At 33.7% G+C, this 24,027-nt stretch carries 24 protein-coding genes; 10 read left to right on the forward strand and 14 right to left on the reverse strand.

Annotated elements, in window-relative coordinates; all coding sequences use genetic code 11:
- Nucleotides 1-34 precede the first annotated feature (34 nt).
- On the forward strand, nucleotides 35-472 hold the full coding sequence (locus ACIQ6Z_RS00990; RefSeq protein WP_396209076.1) for a DNA polymerase III subunit gamma/tau: 438 nt from the start codon (nucleotides 35-37) through the stop codon (nucleotides 470-472).
- Here the strand turns inward: ACIQ6Z_RS00990 and ACIQ6Z_RS00995 are convergent, their stop codons facing one another.
- The 3 genes from ACIQ6Z_RS00995 to pdxH all read right to left on the reverse strand — a co-directional run bounded on the left by ACIQ6Z_RS00995 (nucleotide 473) and on the right by pdxH (nucleotide 4,251).
- Nucleotides 473-1,363 (reverse strand): Ppx/GppA phosphatase family protein, encoded by an 891-nt coding sequence (locus ACIQ6Z_RS00995; protein WP_396209077.1) that lies wholly within the window; start codon nucleotides 1,361-1,363, stop codon nucleotides 473-475. It lies immediately after the preceding gene.
- 15 nt (nucleotides 1,364-1,378) lie between these two features.
- On the reverse strand, nucleotides 1,379-3,475 hold the full coding sequence (ppk1, locus tag ACIQ6Z_RS01000; RefSeq protein ID WP_396209078.1) for a polyphosphate kinase 1: 2,097 nt from the start codon (nucleotides 3,473-3,475) through the stop codon (nucleotides 1,379-1,381).
- 131 nt (nucleotides 3,476-3,606) lie between these two features.
- Nucleotides 3,607-4,251, reverse strand: coding sequence for a pyridoxamine 5'-phosphate oxidase (gene pdxH, locus ACIQ6Z_RS01005; protein ID WP_396209079.1), 645 nt, complete (start codon nucleotides 4,249-4,251; stop codon nucleotides 3,607-3,609).
- A gap of 115 nt (nucleotides 4,252-4,366) precedes the next feature.
- Here pdxH and ACIQ6Z_RS01010 point away from each other — a divergent pair, with 115 nt between their 5' ends.
- The 3 genes from ACIQ6Z_RS01010 to ACIQ6Z_RS01020 are packed head-to-tail and all read left to right on the forward strand — an operon-like array spanning nucleotide 4,367 to nucleotide 5,826.
- On the forward strand, nucleotides 4,367-4,909 hold the full coding sequence (locus ACIQ6Z_RS01010) for an RNA polymerase sigma factor (RefSeq protein WP_396209080.1): 543 nt from the start codon (nucleotides 4,367-4,369) through the stop codon (nucleotides 4,907-4,909).
- Nucleotides 4,910-4,940: 31 nt separating this feature from the next.
- Nucleotides 4,941-5,372, forward strand: a complete 432-nt coding sequence (locus tag ACIQ6Z_RS01015; RefSeq protein ID WP_396209081.1) for a hypothetical protein — start codon at nucleotides 4,941-4,943, stop codon at nucleotides 5,370-5,372.
- A 4-nt stretch (nucleotides 5,373-5,376) separates the two neighbouring features.
- On the forward strand, nucleotides 5,377-5,826 hold the full coding sequence (locus tag ACIQ6Z_RS01020; RefSeq protein WP_396209082.1) for a sensor of ECF-type sigma factor: 450 nt from the start codon (nucleotides 5,377-5,379) through the stop codon (nucleotides 5,824-5,826).
- Nucleotides 5,827-5,854: 28 nt separating this feature from the next.
- Here the strand turns inward: ACIQ6Z_RS01020 and ACIQ6Z_RS01025 are convergent, their stop codons facing one another.
- Complete coding sequence (locus ACIQ6Z_RS01025) at nucleotides 5,855-6,877, reverse strand: WD40/YVTN/BNR-like repeat-containing protein (RefSeq protein ID WP_396209083.1); 1,023 nt, start codon at nucleotides 6,875-6,877, stop codon at nucleotides 5,855-5,857.
- A gap of 138 nt (nucleotides 6,878-7,015) precedes the next feature.
- On the opposite strand from ACIQ6Z_RS01025, the gene ACIQ6Z_RS01030 reads away from it, so the two are divergent.
- Both ACIQ6Z_RS01030 and ACIQ6Z_RS01035 read left to right on the forward strand, forming a co-directional pair.
- Entirely contained in the window at nucleotides 7,016-8,233 is a 1,218-nt protein-coding gene (locus ACIQ6Z_RS01030; protein WP_396209084.1) for an RsmB/NOP family class I SAM-dependent RNA methyltransferase, read from the forward strand.
- A gap of 2 nt (nucleotides 8,234-8,235) precedes the next feature.
- Nucleotides 8,236-9,351, forward strand: a complete 1,116-nt coding sequence (locus ACIQ6Z_RS01035) for an endonuclease (protein WP_396209085.1) — start codon at nucleotides 8,236-8,238, stop codon at nucleotides 9,349-9,351.
- 1 nt (nucleotide 9,352) lies between these two features.
- Here ACIQ6Z_RS01035 and ACIQ6Z_RS01040 read toward each other — a convergent pair whose 3' ends face one another.
- From ACIQ6Z_RS01040 to ACIQ6Z_RS01075, 8 genes are all read right to left on the reverse strand, one after another.
- On the reverse strand, nucleotides 9,353-10,054 hold the full coding sequence (locus ACIQ6Z_RS01040) for a sulfite exporter TauE/SafE family protein (RefSeq protein WP_396209086.1): 702 nt from the start codon (nucleotides 10,052-10,054) through the stop codon (nucleotides 9,353-9,355).
- A gap of 3 nt (nucleotides 10,055-10,057) precedes the next feature.
- Nucleotides 10,058-10,504, reverse strand: coding sequence for a FixH family protein (locus tag ACIQ6Z_RS01045; RefSeq protein ID WP_396209087.1), 447 nt, complete (start codon nucleotides 10,502-10,504; stop codon nucleotides 10,058-10,060).
- 11 nt (nucleotides 10,505-10,515) lie between these two features.
- Entirely contained in the window at nucleotides 10,516-11,940 is a 1,425-nt protein-coding gene (gene ccoG, locus ACIQ6Z_RS01050; protein ID WP_396209088.1) for a cytochrome c oxidase accessory protein CcoG, read from the reverse strand.
- A gap of 71 nt (nucleotides 11,941-12,011) precedes the next feature.
- Nucleotides 12,012-12,965, reverse strand: coding sequence for a cbb3-type cytochrome c oxidase N-terminal domain-containing protein (locus tag ACIQ6Z_RS01055; RefSeq protein ID WP_396209089.1), 954 nt, complete (start codon nucleotides 12,963-12,965; stop codon nucleotides 12,012-12,014).
- Between the two features lie 69 nt (nucleotides 12,966-13,034).
- Complete coding sequence (locus ACIQ6Z_RS01060) at nucleotides 13,035-13,208, reverse strand: CcoQ/FixQ family Cbb3-type cytochrome c oxidase assembly chaperone (protein WP_396197047.1); 174 nt, start codon at nucleotides 13,206-13,208, stop codon at nucleotides 13,035-13,037.
- Nucleotides 13,208-15,391: a cytochrome-c oxidase, cbb3-type subunit I gene (gene ccoN / locus ACIQ6Z_RS01065; RefSeq protein WP_396209090.1), complete on the reverse strand. Its 2,184-nt coding sequence runs from the start codon at nucleotides 15,389-15,391 to the stop codon at nucleotides 13,208-13,210. Before ccoN ends, ACIQ6Z_RS01060 begins: the two co-directional genes overlap by 1 nt.
- A 2-nt stretch (nucleotides 15,392-15,393) precedes the next feature.
- Nucleotides 15,394-15,588 (reverse strand): cbb3-type cytochrome oxidase assembly protein CcoS, encoded by a 195-nt coding sequence (gene ccoS, locus ACIQ6Z_RS01070; protein ID WP_396209091.1) that lies wholly within the window; start codon nucleotides 15,586-15,588, stop codon nucleotides 15,394-15,396.
- Between the two features lie 82 nt (nucleotides 15,589-15,670).
- Nucleotides 15,671-18,046 carry a heavy metal translocating P-type ATPase gene (locus ACIQ6Z_RS01075; protein WP_396209092.1) on the reverse strand — a complete coding sequence of 792 codons (2,376 nt, stop codon included), beginning with the start codon at nucleotides 18,044-18,046 and terminating at the stop codon, nucleotides 15,671-15,673.
- A gap of 109 nt (nucleotides 18,047-18,155) precedes the next feature.
- On the opposite strand from ACIQ6Z_RS01075, the gene ACIQ6Z_RS01080 reads away from it, so the two are divergent.
- Nucleotides 18,156-18,833, forward strand: a complete 678-nt coding sequence (locus ACIQ6Z_RS01080) for a Crp/Fnr family transcriptional regulator (RefSeq protein WP_396209093.1) — start codon at nucleotides 18,156-18,158, stop codon at nucleotides 18,831-18,833.
- A 121-nt stretch (nucleotides 18,834-18,954) separates the two neighbouring features.
- Complete coding sequence (locus tag ACIQ6Z_RS01085; protein WP_396209094.1) at nucleotides 18,955-19,674, forward strand: YebC/PmpR family DNA-binding transcriptional regulator; 720 nt, start codon at nucleotides 18,955-18,957, stop codon at nucleotides 19,672-19,674.
- 71 nt (nucleotides 19,675-19,745) lie between these two features.
- Here the strand turns inward: ACIQ6Z_RS01085 and ACIQ6Z_RS01090 are convergent, their stop codons facing one another.
- Both ACIQ6Z_RS01090 and ACIQ6Z_RS01095 read right to left on the reverse strand, forming a co-directional pair.
- Nucleotides 19,746-20,786: a PLP-dependent cysteine synthase family protein gene (locus ACIQ6Z_RS01090; protein ID WP_396209095.1), complete on the reverse strand. Its 1,041-nt coding sequence runs from the start codon at nucleotides 20,784-20,786 to the stop codon at nucleotides 19,746-19,748.
- 72 nt (nucleotides 20,787-20,858) lie between these two features.
- Nucleotides 20,859-22,919, reverse strand: a complete 2,061-nt coding sequence (locus ACIQ6Z_RS01095; RefSeq protein ID WP_396209096.1) for a S9 family peptidase — start codon at nucleotides 22,917-22,919, stop codon at nucleotides 20,859-20,861.
- A 137-nt stretch (nucleotides 22,920-23,056) separates the two neighbouring features.
- Here ACIQ6Z_RS01095 and ACIQ6Z_RS01100 point away from each other — a divergent pair, with 137 nt between their 5' ends.
- Both ACIQ6Z_RS01100 and ACIQ6Z_RS01105 read left to right on the forward strand, forming a co-directional pair.
- Nucleotides 23,057-23,380 (forward strand): YbaB/EbfC family nucleoid-associated protein, encoded by a 324-nt coding sequence (locus ACIQ6Z_RS01100; protein WP_396209097.1) that lies wholly within the window; start codon nucleotides 23,057-23,059, stop codon nucleotides 23,378-23,380.
- Nucleotides 23,381-23,387: 7 nt separating this feature from the next.
- A partial coding sequence (locus ACIQ6Z_RS01105) for an endonuclease/exonuclease/phosphatase family protein (RefSeq protein ID WP_396209098.1) occupies nucleotides 23,388-24,027 on the forward strand: 640 nt, incomplete at its 3' end.

The following is a 24,027-nucleotide window of genomic DNA, read 5'->3' on the forward strand; positions in this document are numbered from 1 at the left end:
AAATCCGCAAGGCACAAAAGTATCAGCACTTTCATTGGCCAGTATAAAGGCCAAAAAGGACTTAGAAGCACAACAGCAACATCATCAAAAACACAAAGAAGAATTACCTTCTGAAGCGTTTAATGAAACCGATATGTTGTTGCAGTGGAATAAATTTGCTCAAAAAATGACTGATTCTGGAAAACGTTTGTTGGCAACGTATATGCAAATGAACGATCCAACATTAAACGGAACGACAATTACGCTAGAATTGCCCAATCAAAGTACCAAAGAAGAATTTACGACTGGTTATCATGAATTGTTGGGTTATTTACGAGGCAAATTACACAATCATGACATTACTATTGAAGTTGTTGTAAATGAAACCGTTGAAAACAAATATGCCTTTACGCCTCAAGAAAAATTTGAACGATTACAACAAATTAATCCCACTTTAGATGTGTTACGTAAAACCTTCGACCTAGATGTCTAACTAGATTTTCCCATAATACATTGCCTTAACAATACCATCCGATAGTCCAATTTTTGGCACATAAATAGAACGAGCTCCACTCCACTTCATAGCGTTTAAATAAATACGCGTAGCAGGAATGATTACGTCGGCTCGGTCTGGATTCAATCCTAAATCGGCAATTCGTTGCTCATAAGTCATGCTGTTCAATTTTTGGTATTGCGCTTGTAAATACATATAAGACAAGGGTTTGTCTTGGTTTTTTTCAGATAATTTGAATAATTTATTGATATTTCCTCCTGAACCAATGAGTGTTAAATTATCATAAGAAGCGGTATTCGATTTGATCCATTCTTCAATTTCTTCCCAAACAACATCAGCAACCATGTTATTTAATAATCGAACGGTACCAATTCTAAACGACTTAGAAACCTTGATTTTTCCTTCAAAAAATAGTGAAAATTCGGTACTACCTCCGCCCACATCTACATATAAAAAGGCCTTATCTGTAGTTATAAATCGTGTTAGATCTGAAGCTGCAATAATAGCAGCTTCTTTTTTTCCATCTATAATGGCTATATTGATATCTGCGCGTTTTTTAACAATTGCAATCACCTCATTGCCATTGGTAGCCTCTCGCAATGCAGAGGTGGCACAAGCTTGGTATTTCTCCACTTTATGCACCTTCATCAATAACTTAAATGCTTGCATAGCTTCAACCATGCGCTCAATGTTTTCATTTGAAATGGTTCCCATCGTAAAAGCATCCTGCCCTAAACGAATGGGCACCCTTACCAATGCACTTTTATTAAATTGGGTTACACAATCTTTTTGCTCTACAATATTGGTCACCAAAAGTCGCATGGCATTAGATCCAATATCGATAGCGGCATATTTTTTTATCGTTATCATTCGTGATTATTCAAATTATCGAACAGTTTCGGCAATTACATCCAACTTCATTTGATAATAATTGTACATTTCTAATTGGGCTCTAAACGGTTTTTCATCGCCGCGTCGTCGGTATTGATTCGCTAAATCACTGGAATGCAATCGGGCTTTTACATTAGCTTTCCAACCAATTTCAAAGGTTTCGATCAATTCTCTTTTAATATCTTCATCATAAATTGGACAGGTCACTTCTACCCGAGCGTCTAAATTTCGTGTCATAAAATCGGCAGAAGAAATAAATACATCTGGATCACCGCCATTAGCAAATATATAAACACGTGCATGTTCCAAATAATTATCTACAATACTTATGGCCTCGATGTTTTCACTCAATCCTTTTATTCCGGGAATTAAACAACAGATGCCTCTAATAATCAATTGTATTTTTACACCAGCATTACTAGCTTCATACAACTTATCCGTCATTTTAAAATCGGAAATGCTGTTCATTTTTAACTTAATGAATGCTTCTTTTCCTAATAAAGCATTGGTAATCTCACGGTCAATTAATTTATTAAACCGACCTCTAGTGTAATGTGGCGATACAATCAAATGCTTGTAGCGGTGTACTTTATAATTTACATCAAAAAAGTCAAAAATCTTAGCAGCATCTTTTAAAATTTCAGTATTACTTGTAAATAAAGTTACATCCGTATAAATTTTGGCGGAATTTTCATTGAAATTTCCGGTGGAAATCAAACCGTATCGTTTTACTTTCCCCTCTTCAATACGCTCAATGACACAAATTTTACTGTGGACTTTCAATCCTTTAACACCAAAGATAAGTTCAATACCTTCGGTTTGCATTTGTTCAGAATAGGAAATATTACTCTCCTCATCAAAACGCGCTTGTAATTCAATTTGAACCGTTACTTTTTTTCCATTTTTAGCTGCATTGATAAGCGAACTCACAATTTGAGAATTCTTTGCCAAACGATATAATGTAATTTTAATGGAGGCTACTTTTGGATCCAATGCTGCTTCACGCAAAAACTTAATGATGTATGAAAAAGATTGATATGGCGCATAGAGTAAATAATCTTTCTTTTTAATTTTTTCCAAAATACTACCCTCTAAAGACAGACCTGAAATGGGTAAAGGTACATTTTCACGATACAACAAGTCATAACGGCCTAAGTTTGGAAAACTCATATAATCTCTACGATTGTGGTATCTCCCTCCAGGTATCACGCTGTCAAAACTTTCAATGTGCATACCCCGCAAGAAAAAAGACAAAGTATCTTTCTCAATTGCTTGATCATATACGAAGCGAACTGGTTCACCTACGCGTCTATCTTTAACGGATGAAGATATCTTCTCGATCAAACTTTTACTTAAATCACTATCAAATTCTAACTGTGCATCACGGGTAATTTTGATCATGTGTGCTGAAATGCTATCGTAATCAAAAATATTAAATATATTATTTAGATTATAACGTATAACATCGTCTAATAGAATAATATACTGTTTTTCTGAATTTGAAGGCAATACGACAAATCGATTGATGGTATTTGGAATTTCAACAACTGCATACCGAATTTCTTCACCAAATTTTTCATTGGTTGGAGAAGACTTCATTACTAATTTCACAGCCAAGTAGCCTGAAGTGTCTTTTAATAATGGAAATTCTTCTAAATCATTTAACATGATCGTAACTAGAGCGGGACTAACTTTTTGAATGAAATAGTCATGAATAAACTTTTCCTGATCTTTAGAAATATCTTTTTCGTTGATGATAAAAATATTCTCCTTTTCTAGTTTTTTCTCAATCTCATTTAAAATACGAAGACTCTCTGCTTGTTGTTCTATAACAATTACCGTTATCTCTTTCAACAATTGATCTGCAGAAACACCTAATATTTTTTCTGTTTCGGTATTTTCTAAACTCATTCGGCGAATTGCAGCATAGCGCACTCTAAAAAATTCATCTAAATTGTTCGAAAAAATTCCTAAAAAACGAAGACGATCTAATAACGGTACGTTTGCATCGTTTGCTTCTTGTAGTACCCGAGCGTTGAAAGTCAACCAACTCTTTTCTCGATCTATATAACTGGAGTATGTATTATTCATGTATTAATCTTGAGTCGTAAAATTATTGTAATTGTATAGAAAGATTACAAATTTATCAACAAATATTAGAATTATTTCAATTTTAAATTTACAAACAATTTGTTTAAAGAAATGTTATTGTTTTATTAGTATTAGGGAGCTAATCGATCAATTTTCCAATCAAAATTCGCTTGCAATTGATATCGAATACGATCGTGTAAACGATTAGGTCGCCCTTGCCAAAACTCAACTTCAACAGGACGTACTAAAAAACCGCCCCAATGTGTTGGTCTCGGGATATCTTTCCCTTCCCATTCTTTTTCTAAAACGCTTAAATTTTGTGCTAAGAAATCACGATTGGGAATAACTTGACTTTGGGGAGAAACGATTGCGCCAAGCTTACTTCCATCGGGGCGCGATGCAAAATAATTGTCTGAAATTTGATCAGGCGTTTGTTCGGCTGTTCCTTTAATTATGATTTGACGTTCAACGGTTGGCCAAAAGAACGAAAGACAAACATTAGGATTTTGCAGTATTGCTTTTCCTTTTTCAGACTGATAATTGGTATAAAAAACAAATCCATCTTCATTGAATTTTTTTAGCAATACAACTCTAGATTTTGGAAAACCATCCGATCCAATTGTCGATACCGTCATGGCATTCACTTCCTCAGCAGCATTCAAATCTTCGGCTTCATAAAACCATTTATGAAACAAATTTATGGGGTCCTCTGGAATTTGAGTTTCCAATAATTCACTTTTTTCATAAGATTTTCTGTAATTGCTTAAATCATTCATCTTTTTTCAATTGAGTAACAAAGTTACAAACTCAAAACCAAAATTTTACGAATCTAAAATATTATTTAAACCTTTTTTGGTATCTTTAGTCTAAAGTAGTAATAAACGAGGTGTTTTGCAGGACGAAAAAGTATTTATTTCAGAATTATTAAATTCTAAAACGCAAAATGAAGCGTTTCGTAAACTCTTGCAATTGTATCAAAAACCATTATATCATCACATTAGAGGAATGGTTTTAAATCATGATGATGCTGATGATGTGTTGCAAAATACTTTTCTTAAAGTCTATTCCAACCTGCATCAATTCAAAGGCGATAGCAAATTATTTTCATGGATGTATCGAATTGCTACAAATGAATCCATAACTTTCATGCAACAACGTGCTAAAAAACAAGGAATTACTAACGAAGAAGTTAAAGAAAAAGCTTTACAAAGACTAGAAAGTGATGTTTATTTTGATGGGGACGAAATGCAATTAAAATTACAACGAGCTGTAGCTACTTTACCCGAAAAACAACAATTGGTCTTTAAGATGAAATATTACGAAGCCCTAAAATATGAAGATATGTCGGAAATATTGACCACTTCTGTTGGTGCATTAAAAGCCAGTTATCATTTAGCTGTAAAAAAAATAGAACACCTAATAGAATTAGATTAAACCATTTCATTCCATTTATGTCTAAAACAGTATGAAACTCTCCGAATTAAAAAATATTGATAAACAAGAAACCGGATTTCGTATTCCAGAAGGGTACTTTGAAGTATTTGAAACCAAAATAATGCAACAAATTACTACCAAAAATGGAAAAACTAAGAATACGGTAATTGCCTTATTTCATCGTAAGCGCATTTGGATGAGCAGTATTGCTGCAGTTTTTGTTGTTACAATTGCAATACCGCTTTATTTTAATGGTACCGCAAATACATCTATGGAATCTTATGCAATTGAGCATTATTTGATGCAGCAACAAAATGTAACTACTACAGAAATCGTTCCACATTTAACCGATGAAGACATTACGGCTTTAGCAACTAGTCTCGGCGTTTCTGCAACAGAATGTGATGACATGGAAGCCTATTTATCTGAATCTGAACACATAGAATATATCTTAAACGATTAATACCATGAAAACTAAATTCCTTTTATCCTTCCTATTATTGTTTGTTAGTTCCATTTCCTTTTCGCAAGGATTTAGAGGAAAGAAAGAAAAAGTAAAAGCACTTAAAGTTGCTTATATTACAGACGAATTAAATTTAACAACCGAAGAAGCACAACGTTTTTGGCCCGTTTACAATGCATTTGATGACAAACAAGCCGAATTGCGTCATGAAAAAATGAAAGCTATATTAGATCGATTTGAACCGGGTAGTGTCGAAAAATTATCAGAAAAAGAGGCTTCTTCCTTATTAGTCCAAATGGAGGTTATTGAAGAAAATCTTTTTGCTTTACGTAAAAAATTCATTAAAGAATTACAAAGTGTACTTTCTGCCAAGAAAATCATTAGACTTAAAAAAGCAGAAGATGACTTCAATCGACAGCTATTACGGCAAATACGAGATAACCGTAGGAGATAAAAAAAGCGCTCAATACTGAGCGCTTTTTTTATTTCAATTCAAAACGTATCAATTTGTTTTTACCGGTGGCATAACCTACTTTTTCAGTTTCAAATCGAAAAGTATATAAATCTTTTTCTTCTGAAAGATGTATCCAATTTTTTCCAAAATCTTCAGAATAATAAACCCCAGTTCCTCCCACCGAAACTATTTTTTTTCCCTTTGAATGAGGTACAAATTGGACACATGAAGCATATCCAAAGGCTGAAGAATCAGCAATACAATTCCAGGTTTTACCACCATCTTTAGTAACTGCTTTATTGGCCCAATTTTGACTTTGTTTGAGGTAATTTCCACCAGCGATTACACCAATTTTTTCGTTATAAAAATCGGCTGTAAAAATTCCTGTCATTTCCTCACCTTGCACAATAGGTGCTGGATAAACCTTCCATGAATTTCCAAAATCTGTAGATACAAAAACACGTGATTGCTTACCTCCTGACACCATGAATATTGATTTTCTTCTTATGATAAGATTTGTATTACTAGTAGCAAATGCTGCTTCTCCTTCCATAACTTTTGGTAAATTTTCACACGAAACTTTTTGCCAAGAAAGTCCACCATCAGAAGTACTAATAAAAGACAAACAATCAGCCGTTGGGTCGCCCATTGCAAATCCATTCAACTCATCAACAAATTGCATGCTGTCGTAAAAAACTTTTTCATGTTCTTCTAAATACACCAATTGTTCTTGTAATGTGGCTTTATCAATTTTAATTAATTTTGCAGGATTTCCAACAGCTAAAATAAAAACAGCAGATTTTGTAGCCGCAATACTTCTAAATTCGGTAGTTGGATGCACTGACGCAATTGTATGAATATATAATGAATCCGTTTTTTTATCATAATACCCGTAGCGGCCTTTATCCATACCCAACCAAACTTTATCAGTGTCAACATAAATAGCTCTACAACTTAAATGAGTTGCTGAAAGAACATTTGTTTCAAAATTTATTTTGTGCTTTTGAGCACAAGCACAAATTGAAAAAAATGCAATAAAAATTTGTTTCATAAAAAATAATTGAACTCAAAGTTAAACAATTCGAAACAATTAAAAGGCCATGACAGAAGCTCAGATATTAATCGAAGGAATAAATCCAATAATTTCGTATATTTGCGACCCGAATTCTCGGGAAGAATTATATATAAAATGAGATTACACAGAAATTTAGTATTCACTACCATCGATTCGCTAATGGCGATTTTTAATGACGGAGAATATGCAGATAAAGTTGTTGCTAGAGCTTTAAAGAAAGACAAACGTTGGGGAAGTCACGATAGAAAATTTGTCGCAGAAACCATCTATGAAATCGTGCGTTGGAAAAGATTGTATGTAGAAATAGCAGAAGTTAGAGAACCTTTTGATCGAGATAATATTTGGCGCATTTTTGCCGTTTGGGCAGTACTTAGAGGGTATAATTTACCCGATTGGAAATACTTTGAAGAAACTCCGGTGCGTCGCATCAAAGGTCGTTTTGATGAATTGACCAAAACTAGAAAGTTTAAAGAATCGATTCCGGATTGGATGGATGAATTGGGCGTTAAGGAATTAGGAGAAGCCATCTGGACCAAAGAATTAGCAGCACAAAATGAGCAAGCTAAGGTAATTTTAAGGGTTAACAAACTTAAGACAACCAAAGAAAAACTAAGAGCTCTTTTAATGGATCTTAATATTGAAACCGAATTTCATGCCGATTATCCAGATGCATTGATTTTGACGGAGCGTGCGAATGTATTTTTGACGGATGCTTTTAAGGATGGATTTTTTGAAGTACAAGATGCATCATCGCAATTGGTTGCTTATTTCTTAGATGTAAAACCCGGAATGCGTGTTGTAGATACCTGTGCTGGTGCGGGAGGAAAAACCTTACACCTTGCTTCATTAATGGAAAACAAAGGCCAATTAATTGCTATGGATTTATATGAAAGTAAATTGAAGCAATTGAAAATTAGAGCCAAAAGAAATGGAGCTTTCAATATTGAACCAAGAGTAATTGAAAGTACTAAAACCATTAAAAAATTACATGAAAAAGCCGATCGTGTTTTGATTGATGCTCCTTGTAGTGGATTAGGTGTTTTAAAAAGAAACCCTGATAGTAAATGGAAATTACAGCCTGAATTCATAGAAAACATTAAAAAAATACAAGCCGAAGTATTAGAAAACTATTCTAAAATTGTAAAGCCTGGGGGTAAATTAGTATATGCGACTTGTTCGGTATTGCCCTCTGAAAATCAAGAACAAATTCAACATTTCTTAAGTACTGATATTGGAAAAGAATTTACATTTATTCAAGATCGAAAAGTCTTAGCGCATGAGAGTGGGTTTGACGGGTTCTACATGGCATTATTGGAACGAAAAAATAAATAAGTATGAAAAAAAACTTTACTATATTTTTATTAGCTTTTATATCTTTAGCCATTGCTCAAGCAGGTGCACCTGCAAGTCCTTATTATTCGGGAGTTAATTGGTCATTAACAGGAATGAACTTAAAATCTGCATTGAGCCTCAAAATTATAAATTCACACACTAATTTTCTAACCTATGCTGAAGATTGGAATGCTACTCAAGCTACCGATTTAAATCCATCAAATTTAGATAATGTACTATTGCTTTATGGATTTAGTAATTCAATTTGTCCTAGCGCTACTTCGAATGACAACGATCATCGTGAACGCAACAGCTTTAGTAATGGTGGTGGAAATGTTTGCGAATGGAATCGGGAACATGTATATGCAAAATCTTTGGGTACCCCCGCATTAGTAGATGGAGCAAATTCTTCTGCTGATAGCGATGCAGGTGAAGACGCACATCATTTGCGAGCATGCGATGTGGATCGAAATGGTAATCGTGGTAATTTAAAATTTGCTGCAGGTACAGGAAATTCTAGAACCGTAACTGGTGGTTGGTATCCTGGAGACGAATGGAAAGGAGATGTCGCTCGCATGATGATGTATATGTATTTGAGATATCCTACCCAATGCTTGCCTGTAAATGTTGGAACCGGTGCTACTGTTAGCAATGACACCAATATGATTCAATTGTTCCTACAGTGGAATGCAGAAGATCCTGTTTCTGCATATGAAGACAATAGAAACACTTATCACGGCAATACGAATAACACCTATGCTCAAGGAAATCGCAATCCTTTTATCGACAATCCCTATTTAGCAACTGTAATTTGGGGAGGACCAGCAGCTCAAAACCGTTGGCCTTCAACAATATTATCTTCAGCACGTTTTACTTCGATTGAAGATGCTGGTATTTATCCAAATCCTGCTACAAATAATGAAATTTTTGTAGCAACGGCAGCCGAATTAAAAGCAATTGTTTTATATGCCATTAACGGACAAATGATTCAAAAAATAGACAATCCTTTGAAAGTTGAAAATGACACTTATAAATTATCCAACTTACCCAAAGGTTTTTATCTCGTACAATTGTCATCAGATGAAGCCACAACCACTCGAAAAGTTCTTGTAAATTAGGTCAATGACAATTAGCATCCGCTTGTACAAACAAACTTAAATTACTAGGAGATACATAGGGAATATCTAATCCCAAGCCTCTTATGATGAACAACATTCCAATTATAATTGCTACAATTGGTATGCCTTTTTGTAAGGCATTTCGAAACGAAAAAGAAAGGAATTGCGACACATAAACTACTACAGTTAGCATGGGTATAGTACCTACTCCAAAGAGCAACATATATGCAACACCAAGAGAAACACTTTGCATAGCAATAGCCCCAAAAATAGCTACATAAACCATTCCACAAGGTAAAAAACCATTCAACAAACCAATAGTAAATAAAGAAGAATAGCTTTTACTTTTGAATTGTTGACCTAGTTTGGATTTTACTTTACTAATTATTTTATAAACCGGTTTTGAAAAATTGTATCGCGCAAATACCTTCTCTGGTACGATAGCAATTACAATCATCAAAACCCCTAGAATTATTGACATTTGTTGTTGCCAACCCGCCAAGTAAAAACTTTTCCCTAATAATCCAAAGACTAATCCTATACTACAATATGCTATTATTTTTCCAAAATGATAGGTAAGAATTTGAAGTACTTTTTTGGCTTCGTTGGTTCGATCTAAAGGCAACATCATAGCAATGGGGCCGCACATGCCGACACAATGAAAGCTACTGATCAATCCAAAAATAAGAGCCGTATACAACATGTTTTAAAAATAGATTGTTTCTTTATTTATATAATCAACACCCGCATATGTCCAATCTACTGTAATGTCCCAAAGACCGCCTGTCAAATTACTTTTAGGTATGAGCAAATAGGAACTGGATAAAGAAATCGGAATTTCAAAATCTAGTTTTTGACTCGACGGTCTATATAAGGACACTTTTCCACTGATTATTGTATAATCAAAATCTTTTGGAAATGCTACTTGAATTCCCTTTTCTACCTCTTTGATGACAACCAAATTCACTAATGCATTGGCATTTTGTTTTTTTTCGATATCACTTTGAACGGTAGCTTCTTTTTTATAGTATTCGGCTGTTACTAGTTCATTATCATATTTTTGATTCGACTGAACTTTATATACGAAAGACAAAATAAATGCCATGAATAATCCAAAAGCAATTACGATTCCTGTTCCCCAATTTATTTTCATAGCTTTTATTTTTAGAACGTTCTTGGCCCCATAAAATTCGTAGTAGCCGTTTCAATCAATTTATTTTTACTGTAGACTTCAATTTCAATTTCCATTTTATCACCTTCTAAAAGGGCTTGATTAATTTCAACAAAAAGGGTTCCTTGAACTAATCCTTGTTTTTTAACAACGACAAAATCTTTCCCAACCACTTTAATTGTACCTTTTATTTTTTTTAATTTAAAGTGAATACCTTCCAAATCTTCGACTGTTTTGTTCACAATTTTATAGGTAAACACATTACTTATATTGTCCCCTTTGTGCTCAAACAGTTGTCCGGGCATTCTTAAAACAGTTGCTTCTACATCATTTCGTAGCAAGAACATGGTAAGCAAGACACCAATTAATAGTACAAGAACTCCAATGTAACCTTTCATTCGAGTGGTCAATGTAAATTTTTCTTGATTCACAATTTCGTTTTCACTGGCATAACGAATCAACCCTTTAGGCAAGTTTACTTTGTCCATAATACTATCGCATTCATCAATACAAGCCGAACAATTCGTGCATTCTAATTGCGTTCCATTTCTAATATCGATGCCTGTAGGACATACCAAAACACATTGATTACAATCGATACAATCACCATAACCTTCAGCTGATCTATCTTCTCCATTTCTCCATTTTTTTCTACCATTTTCACCTTCACCTCTAACATGATCATAGGCCACATTTATCGATTTATTATCTAGCAACACCCCTTGCATTCTTCCGTAAGGACAAGCAATAATACAAACTTGTTCTCTAAACCAAGCAAAAACAAAGTAAAATATACCAGTAAAAATCAGTAAAGGAATTAATGTACTTAAATGCTCTTTAGGTCCATTAACAACTAATAAAAACAACTTGTCACTACCAATCAAATAAGCCAAAAACACATTAGCAATAAAGAAAGAAAAAATAAAGAAAATAAATAATTTAAGTACTCTCTTTCTTATTTTTTCGGCATTCCATTCTTGTTTTGCTAAACGTAATTGAGCCCCACGATCTCCATCAATCCAAAATTCGATTCGTCTAAAAACCATTTCCATGAATATCGTTTGTGGACAAAACCATCCACAAAAAATACGACCAAAAGCTACGGTAAACAAAGTTAGCCCAACTACTCCAACAATCATCATCATTACAAAAAGATGAAAGTCTTGAGGCCAAAAAGGAAAACCAAAAATATTAAACCTTCGTTCTAACACATTAAATAGTAGAAACTGATTCCCATTAATTTTTATAAATGGTGCAGAAATTAGAAAGGCTAACAACAAATAACTTACTAGCTTTCTTTTTTCATAAAAGGGTCCCGATGGTTTTTTGGGATGGATGTAATTTCTTTTTCCATCTTCTGAAATGGTCGCAATAGTATCTCTAAAACTTTCGTCTGAAAAATTAGATGGATTAGACATGATTTAACTTTTTAATTTGCAAAATCTATAGGGTTAAAAAAAGGTCTTGAGTGTTGCCAAGACCTTTTACTTTATTTACTTTTTGGGGCAACATCATTTAATTTAGTAGAATCAACAGCTGTAGCTTCAACTTTTACTACTCCTTCTTCTACCCAAAGTTTAGCTTCGGGCTCAGTTGGTTTTGGTTCTTTTGGGTTTGAACCTTGTAATGATAACACATAACTTGCTACTTTTTGTAGTTCCGTTGGTTTGATGGATTCTTTCCAAGCTACCATTCCTTTACCGGGTCGACCCCCCTCCATTAATGTATTGAAAACATTTTTTATACCGCCACCTAAAATCCAATTTTCATCGGTTAAGTTTGGTCCAATTGCTCCTCCTGCATCAGCTCTATGACAGGCTACACAATTGGTCTCAAATATTTTTTTCCCTTCTGCTAAAGCACCTGCATCGGTTAATAAAGTAACTTTATCTTTATTCATTTGATCTGGAGCCGTTTTTAAATATTCTTCAACCGCTTTATCTTGTTCAACCATTTCGGTTACAAATTCTTCATCTTGCGTATAATCTCCAATGACATGGAAACGAACTAAATATACTATAGCAAAGACAACACAAGCATAAAACAATCCTACCCACCATGGTGGTAATACATTATCTAATTCTTTGATTCCATCATAATCATGATCCAGTAAAACATCTTTTTCTTGTTCAATTCCTTTGGAACGTGTCAATTTTTCAACTAAACCTTGATAAAATTTACTTTCTGTAAATGGAACTGATTGTGCTTCTTCTACTAGTTTTTTCTGCTCTTCTGTCAATAAATGATAGGTTACTTTATCTACTGCATTCAATACTATTTCTATAGCAACTAATAAAAACAGAAATACACCTAAAAATAAAGAAACCATTGGAAACTTTAGAAATGCAGGCTTATCTCCGGAATCAATAAAATATTCCAAAGCTGCAAAAACAATTGCAAACAATAATGGAACTCTTACATAAGCTGGAATTAAATTTTTCATTTGATACTTTTTTAAATTGGTAGTACTCCCCTTTTATTTATTCCTCATCAAAAAGAGGGAGCTAATTATTTACTTTTCGCCTTTAAATGGTAATTCACTCAATTCTTTGATTTTATCTTTACTGTAAGTCATTGCCCATATAAAAAAGGAAACAAATACGATAAAGAAAATGCTTAATGAAATGATGGGATAAATGTCTACGCCATCAATGGTTTCTAGATTATGTTTGATAAATTTTAACATTATTCGGCTTTTTTAACTTTAATATCAGTTCCCATGCGTTGTAAATAAGCAATCAAGGCTACAATTTCTCTGTCTTTCATAGGAACAAAAGTTTCACCTTTTGCTGCCGCTTTTTTCTTACTATCCTCATATGATTTTATAAAATCGGGATCGTTATACAAACTTTTCTCAATTTTTACAGATTGTGCTTCAATACTATTTTTAGCATTTGCAATATCAGCTTCAGTATAAGGAACACCAAGAGTAACCATGACGCTCATTTTTTTCTCAATAGAAGAGTGATCCATAGCTTTATTGTCATACAACCATTTGTAAGCCGGCATTATTGATTTTTCATCCATACGTTGCGGACTCCACATGTGATTAAAGTGCCAGTTGTCATTATATTTTCCACCTATTCTCATTAAATCCGGACCCGTTCTTTTTGAACCCCACAAGAAAGGGTGATCATAAACGTATTCACCTGATTTTGAGTATTCACCATAACGTTTTACTTCTGAACGGAATGGGCGAATCATTTGAGAGTGACAGTTATTACATCCTTCTCTAATATAAATATCTCTACCTTCTAATTCTAATGGAGAATAAGGCTTTACACTTGAAATTGTGGGAATATTAGACTTAACAACAATCATTGGAACAATTTGAACAACACCACCAATAGCTACTGCAATAGTTGTTAAAATGGTAAACTGTACTGGTTTTCTTTCCAACCAAGAATGCCATTTTTCACCTTTCATTTGTCCAGAGCTAATTACAGATAAAGCAGGTGCTTCAGCCAATTCATTCGCTACTGCATCTCCTTTTTTAACCGTTTTAAAAATGTTATAAACCAACACTAATATTCCTACAAAGAATAGTGTTCCACCTACTGCTCTCATCATATACATAGGCATAATTTGAGTTACTGTTTCCAAGAAATTTCCATACATCAATGTACCATCTGGGTTGAATTGTTTCCACATAGAGGCTTGTGTAAATCCAGCAACATACATTGGCAATACATACAATACAATTCCTAAAGTACCAATCCAGAAGTGGAAATTGGCCAATTTGTTAGAATATAAAGTTGTTTTTGTAATTCGTGGAATAATCCAATAAATCATCCCAAAAGTTAAGAAACCATTCCATGCTAAAGCGCCAACGTGAACGTGAGCAACAATCCAATCCGTAAAGTGCGCGATAGCATTAACATTTTTTAAAGACAACATGGGACCTTCAAAAGTGGACATTCCATATCCTGTAATTGCCACTACAAAGAATTTTAATACGGGTTCTTCTCTTACTTTATCCCAAACCCCTCTTAAGGTTAATAAACCATTAATCATTCCTCCCCAAGAAGGTGCAATCAACATTACAGAGAAAACCACGCCAAGGTTTTGTGCCCAATCTGGAAGTGCTGAGTATAGTAAATGGTGCGGTCCTGCCCAAATATAAATAAAGATTAACGACCAAAAGTGAATAATTGATAATCTATAAGAATATACTGGACGATTAGCTGCTTTTGGTACGAAATAATACATTAAACCTAAGAAAGGTGTTGTTAAGAAAAAGGCAACTGCATTATGGCCATACCACCATTGTACTAATGCATCTTGAACACCAGCATATACCGAATATGATTTTAATGCAGAAACAGGAATTTCTAAACTATTAAAAATATGAAGTAATGCAACAGCAATAAAAGTGGCTAAATAAAACCAAATGGCTACATAAATGTGACGCTCTCTTCGTTTGATAATAGTTCCAATCATATTTACTCCAAAAGCTACCCAAACTAAAGCAATTGCAATATCAAAAGGCCACTCTAACTCAGCATATTCTTTTGAAGTAGTATATCCTAGAGGAAGTGTAATTGCAGCACCTAATATGATCAACTGCCATCCCCAAAAATTAACTTTACTTAATATGTCACTATACATTCTTGCCTTTAACAAGCGTTGTAGAGAATAATACACTCCCGCAAACACCGCATTACCCACGAAGGCAAAGATTACGGCATTAGTATGCAAAGGTCTTAATCTTCCATAACTCAACCACGGAATTCCGTCAGTTAAATTTGGAAATAAATATAAGAAAGCTACTAAAAGCCCTACAAGCATTCCTATAACCCCAAAAGCTATAGAAGCATATAGAAAGTTTCTTACAATTTTGTTGTCGTAATAAAATTGTTGCTTCTCCATAATTAGATTGTTTTTGATTTTTCTTTTTGTATGATTTGGTTGGGTTTTTCTTTAATTAGTTCGTCGTCAAATAACATTCGAACTGATGGGGTATAATCATCATCATATTGCCCGCTTTTCACAGCCTTAATAAAAGCTCCTAAAAAGAGAACCGCAACACATATACTGACCGTAATTAATATATAGATGACACTCATACCTTAAAATTATGTTAACAAAGTTACTCTTGCTGTTTTTGATAAAATATGACATTTATCATATCCATTATTTTTAATATAATTATTTGGCTTTAGCGAAAATATTTGTAGCTATTGTTACAAAGCTTACAATGGTAATCGTACTTAGAGGCATAATAATAGCCGCAACTATTGGATCCAGTGCTCCTGTCACGGCAAAACTGAGTCCGACTAAATTATAGAGCAAGGACAACCCAAAACTCATATAAATAGTTTTCATCGCATTTTTTGAATACCGCATCAGAAAATTGATTTTTTCAAATTGTGTAGCATCCATAATTCCGTCACAAGCCGGAGAAAATACATTTACGTTTTCTGAAATCGAAATTCCTACATTACTTTGAGCCAGTGCCCCTGTGTCATTCAATCCATCACCCACCATCATTACGTTTTTACCTTCGGACTGTAATTGTGCGATATATTGTAATTTTTGTTCCGGTTTTTGATTGAAGACTAATGTTGTTCCCGCAGGCACCATCTTTTCTAATATGGATCGTTCTCCATCGTTATCTCCAGACAACACTACCAAATGATACGACTTGGCCAATCGTTCAAATAATACCTCCAATCCCTTTCTATACTGATTATTGAACACATAACTTCCTTTGTAAACGCCATTGATTTCAATATGTACTTTGGTTTTCTTATGGGTATTTTCAGTCATGGTTTTTAAAAATTGAGAAGAACCCAATTTCACATGTTGGCCTTCCACATTTGCTTCAATCCCCTTTCCAATTATTTCTTCAAAATCTGTGGTCACCATTTTATCTTGATGCGGGATAAATTCATATAACCTTCTGCTCAAAGGATGGTTTGATCCGCGCAGCACGTTCTTCAATACTTTTAGTTCAAATTCATTTAGTGATTCTCCTTCATAAGTAATTGCCGTTTTTTTATTGGTCGTAATTGTTCCTGTTTTATCAAAAACAATGGTATCAACTTTTGCTAATTGTTCTACTACCAATGCATTTTTTAAATACATTTTTCTATTTCCTAAAATCCGTAATACATTTCCTAAGGTAAAAGGCGCGGTTAATGCTAAAGCGCAAGGACATGCTACAATTAAAATAGCTGTAAATACATTAAAAGCAGTGGTAACATCAATGAAAATCCAATACAAAAATGAAATAATTGCTAATGCTAATAATGCTGGAGTAAAGTATCTACTAATACGATCGGTAATTGATTTATGCTGTTGTTCAACACGTTTTTGAAAAACATCGTTACTCCATAATTGGGTTAAGTAACTTTGGGAAACCGAAAAAAGAACTTCCATTTCGATTACTTTTCCTATTTGCTTTCCTCCTGCAAAAATTTTATCGCCCGATTTTTTTTCAATCTGAACGGCTTCTCCGGTTACAAAACTATAGTCAATTGCTGCCTTTTCGGAAATTAAAATGCCATCAACCGGAATTAATTCTTGATTCCGAATTAATAAACGATCGCCTTTTTTAATATCATAAACTTGAACAGATTCTTCAATTCCATCTGGCAATAATTTAGTAATTGCGATGGGAAAATACGATTTATAATCGCGTTCAAATGAAAGAAAATCATATGTTTTTTGCTGAAACAACTTTCCTAAAAGCATAAAGAAAATTAATCCGGCCATACTGTCAAAAAAACCTTGGCCATAGCCAAAAATAATATCAACTGTACTTCTAATGAACATAACCACAATTCCTAAGGCAATAGGAATATCAATATTTAATAATTTTGATCTAATGCTTTTCCATGCCGAAACATAATAACCAGAAGCCGAATAAAAAAAGGTGGGCAACGATAATCCAAAAATCAACCAACGAAAAAAGCCTCTGTATTGATTGATCCAAAATTCTTCAACTTCAAAATACTCAGGAAAAGATAAAAGCATGATATTTCCAAAACAGAAAAAAGCAACCCCTATTTTATAAATAAGACTGCGATCGACTTGTTTTTTACCTTCGTCAAAGTTTTCTAAACTTATATAGGGTTCATACCCTATTGCACACAATAAATAAACGATTTCTTTTAAACTAGTTAGCGCTGAACTATACGTTATGTGAACTTTCTTTTCAGGAAAATTAACTTGAGAGGCACCTATTCCTGGTTGAAGCTTTTGTAAATTTTCCAAAATCCAAATACACGAACTACAATGTATATGAGGAATGTAAAGTGAAACAATATGTGTCCCATTCTCTTCGAAGTCCAATAGTTTTGTAACAATTTCTTCATTGTCTAAATAATCATACTTTCCTTGTATATCTTGTGGTGTAGCACCGGGTGCCGATTGAAAATCATAATAACAAGTTAATTCATGCTGATTGAAAATTTCGTATACAGTTCTACAACCATTACAACAAAATTTCTTCTCATCATAAAGGATTTCATCATTTTTATTAATTTCAATACCACAATGGAAACAATTTTTTGTATCCATAATTTGCTCATTTTACCTGGAACAAAGGTCTAGTAGAAATGTGAAACAAAATATGATAATTGTCATACAATTTTGTAATTTTGAAACTGTAATTAACGGCATTTTATGTATGAGTAAATGTGAACAATGTATCGTAAGACAATTTAGTTCCCTTAAAGCACTAAACAAAGAAGAGCTTTTGAAAATGGCCGATTGCAAAACGTCGTACACCATAAAAAAAGGTGAAGCTATTTTTGAAGAGGGCGAAATCACCAATGGTATTTACTGTATAAAAGATGGTGTTTGCAAATTATCTAAACTTAGTGATAACGGTAAAGACCAAATTGTTAAGTTGGTAAAACCCGGCGAATTACTAGGGCAGCGTTCAATGATCAGTGAAGAACCCGCTAATTTAAGTGCGGTGGCTTTAGAAGATATGGAAGTGTGTTTTATTCCAAAGCGTGAAATCATGCAATTTTTTTCTGAGAACAACCAGTTTTCAATGAATGTAATGCGCACCATTTGTGACGATTTAAAAGTTGCTGATGATCACATGGTCGATATGGCACAAAAAACCGTACGCCAACGCTTGGTAGAAACACTTATCTATTTAGAGGAAACATTTGGAAAAAATGATGACGGATCGTTACATATTCAATTGTCTCGAGAAGAATTGGCAGGAATGATAGGAACGGCAACTGAAAGTTGCATTAGACTCTTATCCGATTTAAACAAAAGTGGTTATATAGCATTAACAGGTAAAAAAATTACTATTGTTGATAAAAACAAACTAAAACGATTTGCTTAAAATTATAAAGTCCGCATAAGCGGATTTTTTATTTAATTTATGCACTAAGTTTAATCTAGTAATATAAATTATTTTATTTTTGCAACTTGAAAATTATAATTTTAAACAAAAATAGTTAGTAATGGGAAGAGCGTTTGAATTTAGAAAAGCCCGTAAAATGAAACGTTGGTCAGCAATGGCAAAAACGTTTACCAGAATAGGAAAAGATATTGTAATGGCCGTTAAGGAAGGCGGACCAAATCCTGAAACCAACTCACGTTTAAGAGCTGTAATACAAAATGCAAAGGCAGCAAACATGCCTAAAGATAATGTAGAACGTGCCATTAAAAAAGCATCTGACAAAGACACCGCTAATTTTAAAGAAGTGTTGTTTGAAGGCTATGCACCACACGGAATTGCAATTTTAATTGAAACGGCAACCGACAATAACAATAGAACTGTTGCCAATATTAGAAGTTATTTCAACAAATGCAATGGTACTTTTGGAACACAAGGTTCGGTAGAATTTATGTTTGATCATACGTGTAATTTTAGAATACCCGCTGAAGGACAAGATGTGGAGGAATTAGAATTAGAAATGATTGATTTTGGAGTAGAAGAAATTTTTGCAGATGAAGACGGTATTTTAATGTATGCTCCATTTGAAAGTTTTGGAACCATTCAAAAAGAATTGGAAACACGCGGAATTGAAATTTTATCGTCTGGATTTGAAAGAATACCTCAAATCACTAAAGAATTAACAGCAGAACAAGTGGCTGATGTTGAAAAATTATTAGAGAAAATTGAAGAAGATGACGACGTAATGAATGTATATCATACGATGCAAGAAAGCGCAGAATAATTCGCCATCTAAATCATAAAAAAAATCCTGAGCTTTCACTCAGGATTTTTTATTTATGTATGGGTATTATACTATTTGATAATTTCAATTTTTAAAGCATCTTCTTGATTAATTGAATCGAAAAAACCTTGTTCGTTCATCCAGTCATCGCTAAATACTTTGCTCATGTATCTTGAACCATGATCTGGAAAAATAATCACAACTTTACTATCGGCATCAAACATACCTTCTTCAGAAAATTGTTTTACTGCTTGGAAAGCAGCCCCCGAAGTATACCCTACAAACAAACCTTCTTTTTTTACTATTTCTCTAGCAGTATGTGCACTATCTTCATCCGTTACCTTGATGAATTGATCAATAATATCAAAATCAGTAGCTGTTGGAATTAGGTTCTTCCCTAACCCTTCAATACGATACGGATAAATTTCATCGTTATCAAATTCTTTAGTCTCGTGGTATTTTTTCAAAACTGAACCGAAAGCATCAACACCTAAAATCTTGATAGCTGGATTTTTTTCTTTTAAGAATCGAGCTGTACCTGAAATTGTACCTCCAGTCCCACTGCAAGCAACAAGATGGGTAATTTGTCCACCGGTTTGTTCCCAAATTTCAGGACCGGTTGAATTATAATGTGCATCAACGTTTAATTCGTTAAAATACTGATTGATATAAACGGAACCTTTGGTTTCCTCATGTAATCTTTTGGCAACGTTATAATAAGAACGTTCGTCATCAGCAGAAACGTGCGCTGGACAAACATAAACTTTAGCACCCATTGAGCGCAACATGTCTATTTTATCTTTTGAGGATTTTGAACTTACTGCAAGAATACAATCATAACCTTTAATAATACTTACCATTGCCAAACTAAAGCCGGTATTTCCAGAAGTAGTCTCAATGATGGTATCACCAGGTTTTAAAATACCTTTTTTTTCAGCTTCTTCTATAATGTATAATGCAATACGATCTTTTGTAGAATGTCCTGGATTAAAAGCTTCCACTTTTGCATAATAACTCCCTGGAAAATCGGCAGCTACTTTGCTCAATTTAATTAATGGCGTATTTCCAATTAATTCCAATACATTATTATAAGCTTTTATTTCTTGTTTCATAAAAAATAAATTATCCGAGGTAAGTAATATGAGTCACCTCAAAACCTTGCAAATTTAACAAAAAAAGTTTAACTACTTCTTAATTTTTTCTAAATCTAATAAAAAAGCAAATTCCTTTGCCAGTTCTTTTAAGGCTTCAAACCTACCCGATGCCCCTCCATGTCCTGCATCCATATTGGTATCTAAAAATAATTGGGTATCATTCGTTTTCAAAACACGTAATTTTGCTACCCACTTAGCTGGTTCCCAATATTGCACTTGAGAATCGTGTAAACCGGTAGACACATACATGTTTGGATAAGACTGCGCTTTCACTTGATCGTAAGGTGAATACGACAACATGTAGTCATAATATTTTTTGTCATTAGGATTACCCCACTCATCATATTCCCCTGTAGTCAATGGAATAGTATCATCTAACATCGTAGTAACAACATCTACAAAAGGAACCTGAGCAATCACACCATGGTATAATTCGGGAGCCATATTAACAATTGCACCCATTAATAGTCCACCTGCAGAACCACCCTCTGCATACAAATGCGCTGCAGAAGTATATTTTTCAGCAATTACAAATTTAGAGCAATCTACATAATCAGTAAATGTGTTTTTCTTTTTTAATAATTTTCCGTTTTCATACCATTCACGCCCCAAATCTTCTCCGCCTCTAATATGTGCTATAGCATAAATAAATCCACGGTCTAAAAGACTCAATCGTGTTGACGAAAAATAAGGGTCCATCGTAGCGCCATAGGATCCGTAGGCATATAAAAGCAAAGGGTTTTTACCATCTTTTTGAATTCCTTTTTTATACACCATGGAAATAGGCACTTTAGTTCCATCGGTGGCTGTTACCCAAACGCGTTCTTCAATGTAATTATTTTTATCAAATGCCCCTCCTAATACTTCCTGCTCTTTCAATACTTTTTTCTCTTGCGTACGCATGTTGAAATCAATAATTGAAGAAGGAGTTGCCATAGATTGGTATCCATAACGCAAAATTTCGGTGTCAAAATCTACGTTTGTGGTCGTGTAAGCCGTATAGGTTTCAATTGCAAAAGGCAAATAATACGAACCTTTACCGTTCCAAGGTCTAATTTGAATTTTATTCAATCCATTCGAACGTTCTTCAACGACCAAATAGTCTTTAAATATTTCAATTCCTTCCAACAATACATCTCTACGATGTCCAATTAAATCTATCCAATTTTCTGAAGAAGTACGTGTTTCAGACGTTTTCATCAATTTAAAATTGGTCGCCTTATCTTTGTTGGTAACAATATAAAAACTATCTCCATAATGCGAAATCGAATACTCTAATCCACGAGTTCTTTTTTGAAAAACTCTAAATTCACCATTTGGATTGTTGGCTTCTAAAATTTGATATTCAGAAGTTAAAGTACTCGAAGAACCAATCACCAAATATTTTTTCGATTTTTCTTTATACACAAACGTACTGAAGGTATCGTCTTTTTCATGAAAAACCACTACATCTGAAGTGGCATCAGTTCCTATTGTATGCTTGTAAATTTTATCGGAACGTAATGTTTGCTGGTCGTTACGTGTATAAAACAACGTTTTATTGTCGCTTGCCCAAGTAGATCCACCTGTAGTGTTTTCTAATCGTAAAGGTAGAATTTCACCAGTTATTAGGTTTTTAATTTGGATTGTATATTGTCTTCGTGAAACCAAATCTACCCCAAAAGCTACCCAATTATTGTCTTCACTAACACTAATGCCTGACAAATTGAAATAGGATTGTCCTTTCGCCATTTCGTTGCAATCGAACATAATTTCTTCTTTCGCATCTAAACTCCCTTTTTTTCGCGCATAAATAGGATAATCTTTCCCCGTTTCATAACGCGTTATGTAATAATAACCGTTATAAAAATAAGGAACGGAACTATCATCTTCTTTAATGCGTGATTTCATTTCCAAAAACAAATTGTCTTGTAACGGTTTCGTATGTGCAGTAGATTTTTGGTAATATTCGTTTTCTTTATTCAAATACTCAATAACATCAGGGTTTTCCCTAGTGTTTAACCAATAATAATTATCAATTCTTTTATCGCCATGCTTTTCAATAATTTTAGGAATTATTTTTGCAATTGGAGGTTGTATTTTATCAGACATTGTATTTGTTTTTATTTGACTATAAACAGGAGCAAAAATAACACAACCCAAAAGGAAATAGGAGATTTTTTTCATGAATTTTTCATTAATTATTAACTGCTAATTTACTATTTTTGTTCGAATAAAAAAATAAAAATATGTTTGGAGACCTTATGGGAATGATGGGCAAATTAAAAGAAGCGCAACAAAAAATAGCAGAAACTAAGAAACGTTTAGACTATGTTTTAATTGATGAAATAAATAGCGATGGATCTCTTGAAGTAACCATTACAGCAAATAGAACAATTAAAAAAATAACTTTAAGTGATAGTTTACTTAATAATAAAGAAATGCTTGAAGATTATTTAGTTATAACTTTAAATAAAGCAATAGAAAAAGCATCAAACGTTAACGAGACTGAATTAGCAGCAGTGGCTAAAGAAGGCATGCCAAATATTCCAGGAATGGATTTATTCAAATAAATTACTCATGCGAATTTTAACTCAAACCCTACCGTTTTTTCTAATCTTATGCTTGAGTTCATTGGCATTTGCCCAAGTGTCGGTTTGTAGTTGGAACATCATGAATCTTGGGAAATCAAAATCAGATAGTGAATTAACTGTCATGGCCAATTCGATTAATACTTATGATGTTGTTGCCATACAAGAAGTGGTTGCAGGTACAGGGGGAGCAAAAGCGGTTAGTCGACTAGTTGCATTATTAAATACAAAGGGGTCAAAATGGGATTATACCATTAGCAATCCTACAACAACCAAAAACCCTTCGAGTAGCGAGCGATATGCATTCTTATGGAAAATAGCACGTGTAAAAAAAGTAGGAAATGGTTGGCTTGACCAAAACTATGCCGATGAAATAGATCGCGAACCCTATATGAGTACTTTTGAATATCAAGGAAAATCCTTTACATTGGTTTCTTTTCACGCAGTCCCCAAAAAGAAAAACCCAGCAAGCGAATTAAAATACTTTAAATTCTTTCCAAAATTATATCCCAAACTTAACTTGATTTTTTTGGGTGATTTCAATTGTCCTCAAAGCCACACTGTTTTCAACCCGATTAAAAACAACGGCTTCGCTCCTATTTTAGTCAATCAAAAAACCAGCTTACGCC

The organism is Flavobacterium sp., from assembly GCF_044376915.1.
GTDB lineage: Bacteria > Bacteroidota > Bacteroidia > Flavobacteriales > Flavobacteriaceae > Flavobacterium.

Bases quoted from the DNA above. Each gene is read 5' to 3' on its own strand.
- ACIQ6Z_RS01085 (WP_396209094.1), top strand. From the start codon at position 18,955: ATGGGAAGAGCGTTTGAATTTAGAAAAGCCCGTAAAATGAAACGTTGG.
- ACIQ6Z_RS01045 (WP_396209087.1), bottom strand. From the start codon at position 10,504: ATGAAAATAAATTGGGGAACAGGAATCGTAATTGCTTTTGGATTATTC.
- ACIQ6Z_RS01025 (WP_396209083.1), bottom strand. From the start codon at position 6,877: ATGAAACAAATTTTTATTGCATTTTTTTCAATTTGTGCTTGTGCTCAA.
- ACIQ6Z_RS01040 (WP_396209086.1), bottom strand. From the start codon at position 10,054: ATGTTGTATACGGCTCTTATTTTTGGATTGATCAGTAGCTTTCATTGT.
- ACIQ6Z_RS01035 (WP_396209085.1), top strand. From the start codon at position 8,236: ATGAAAAAAAACTTTACTATATTTTTATTAGCTTTTATATCTTTAGCC.
- ACIQ6Z_RS01060 (WP_396197047.1), bottom strand. From the start codon at position 13,208: ATGTTAAAATTTATCAAACATAATCTAGAAACCATTGATGGCGTAGAC.
- ACIQ6Z_RS00995 (WP_396209077.1), bottom strand. From the start codon at position 1,363: ATGATAACGATAAAAAAATATGCCGCTATCGATATTGGATCTAATGCC.
- ACIQ6Z_RS01095 (WP_396209096.1), bottom strand. From the start codon at position 22,919: ATGTCTGATAAAATACAACCTCCAATTGCAAAAATAATTCCTAAAATT.
- ACIQ6Z_RS01090 (WP_396209095.1), bottom strand. From the start codon at position 20,786: ATGAAACAAGAAATAAAAGCTTATAATAATGTATTGGAATTAATTGGA.
- ccoS (WP_396209091.1), bottom strand. From the start codon at position 15,588: ATGAGTGTCATCTATATATTAATTACGGTCAGTATATGTGTTGCGGTT.
- pdxH (WP_396209079.1), bottom strand. From the start codon at position 4,251: ATGAATGATTTAAGCAATTACAGAAAATCTTATGAAAAAAGTGAATTA.
- ACIQ6Z_RS01055 (WP_396209089.1), bottom strand. From the start codon at position 12,965: ATGAAAAATTTAATTCCAGCTTATGTAAGAGTTCCATTATTGTTTGCA.
- ACIQ6Z_RS01075 (WP_396209092.1), bottom strand. From the start codon at position 18,046: ATGGATACAAAAAATTGTTTCCATTGTGGTATTGAAATTAATAAAAAT.
- ACIQ6Z_RS01015 (WP_396209081.1), top strand. From the start codon at position 4,941: ATGAAACTCTCCGAATTAAAAAATATTGATAAACAAGAAACCGGATTT.
- ccoG (WP_396209088.1), bottom strand. From the start codon at position 11,940: ATGTCTAATCCATCTAATTTTTCAGACGAAAGTTTTAGAGATACTATT.
- ACIQ6Z_RS01080 (WP_396209093.1), top strand. From the start codon at position 18,156: ATGAGTAAATGTGAACAATGTATCGTAAGACAATTTAGTTCCCTTAAA.
- ACIQ6Z_RS01030 (WP_396209084.1), top strand. From the start codon at position 7,016: ATGAGATTACACAGAAATTTAGTATTCACTACCATCGATTCGCTAATG.
- ACIQ6Z_RS01100 (WP_396209097.1), top strand. From the start codon at position 23,057: ATGTTTGGAGACCTTATGGGAATGATGGGCAAATTAAAAGAAGCGCAA.
- ACIQ6Z_RS01020 (WP_396209082.1), top strand. From the start codon at position 5,377: ATGAAAACTAAATTCCTTTTATCCTTCCTATTATTGTTTGTTAGTTCC.
- ccoN (WP_396209090.1), bottom strand. From the start codon at position 15,391: ATGGAGAAGCAACAATTTTATTACGACAACAAAATTGTAAGAAACTTT.
- ppk1 (WP_396209078.1), bottom strand. From the start codon at position 3,475: ATGAATAATACATACTCCAGTTATATAGATCGAGAAAAGAGTTGGTTG.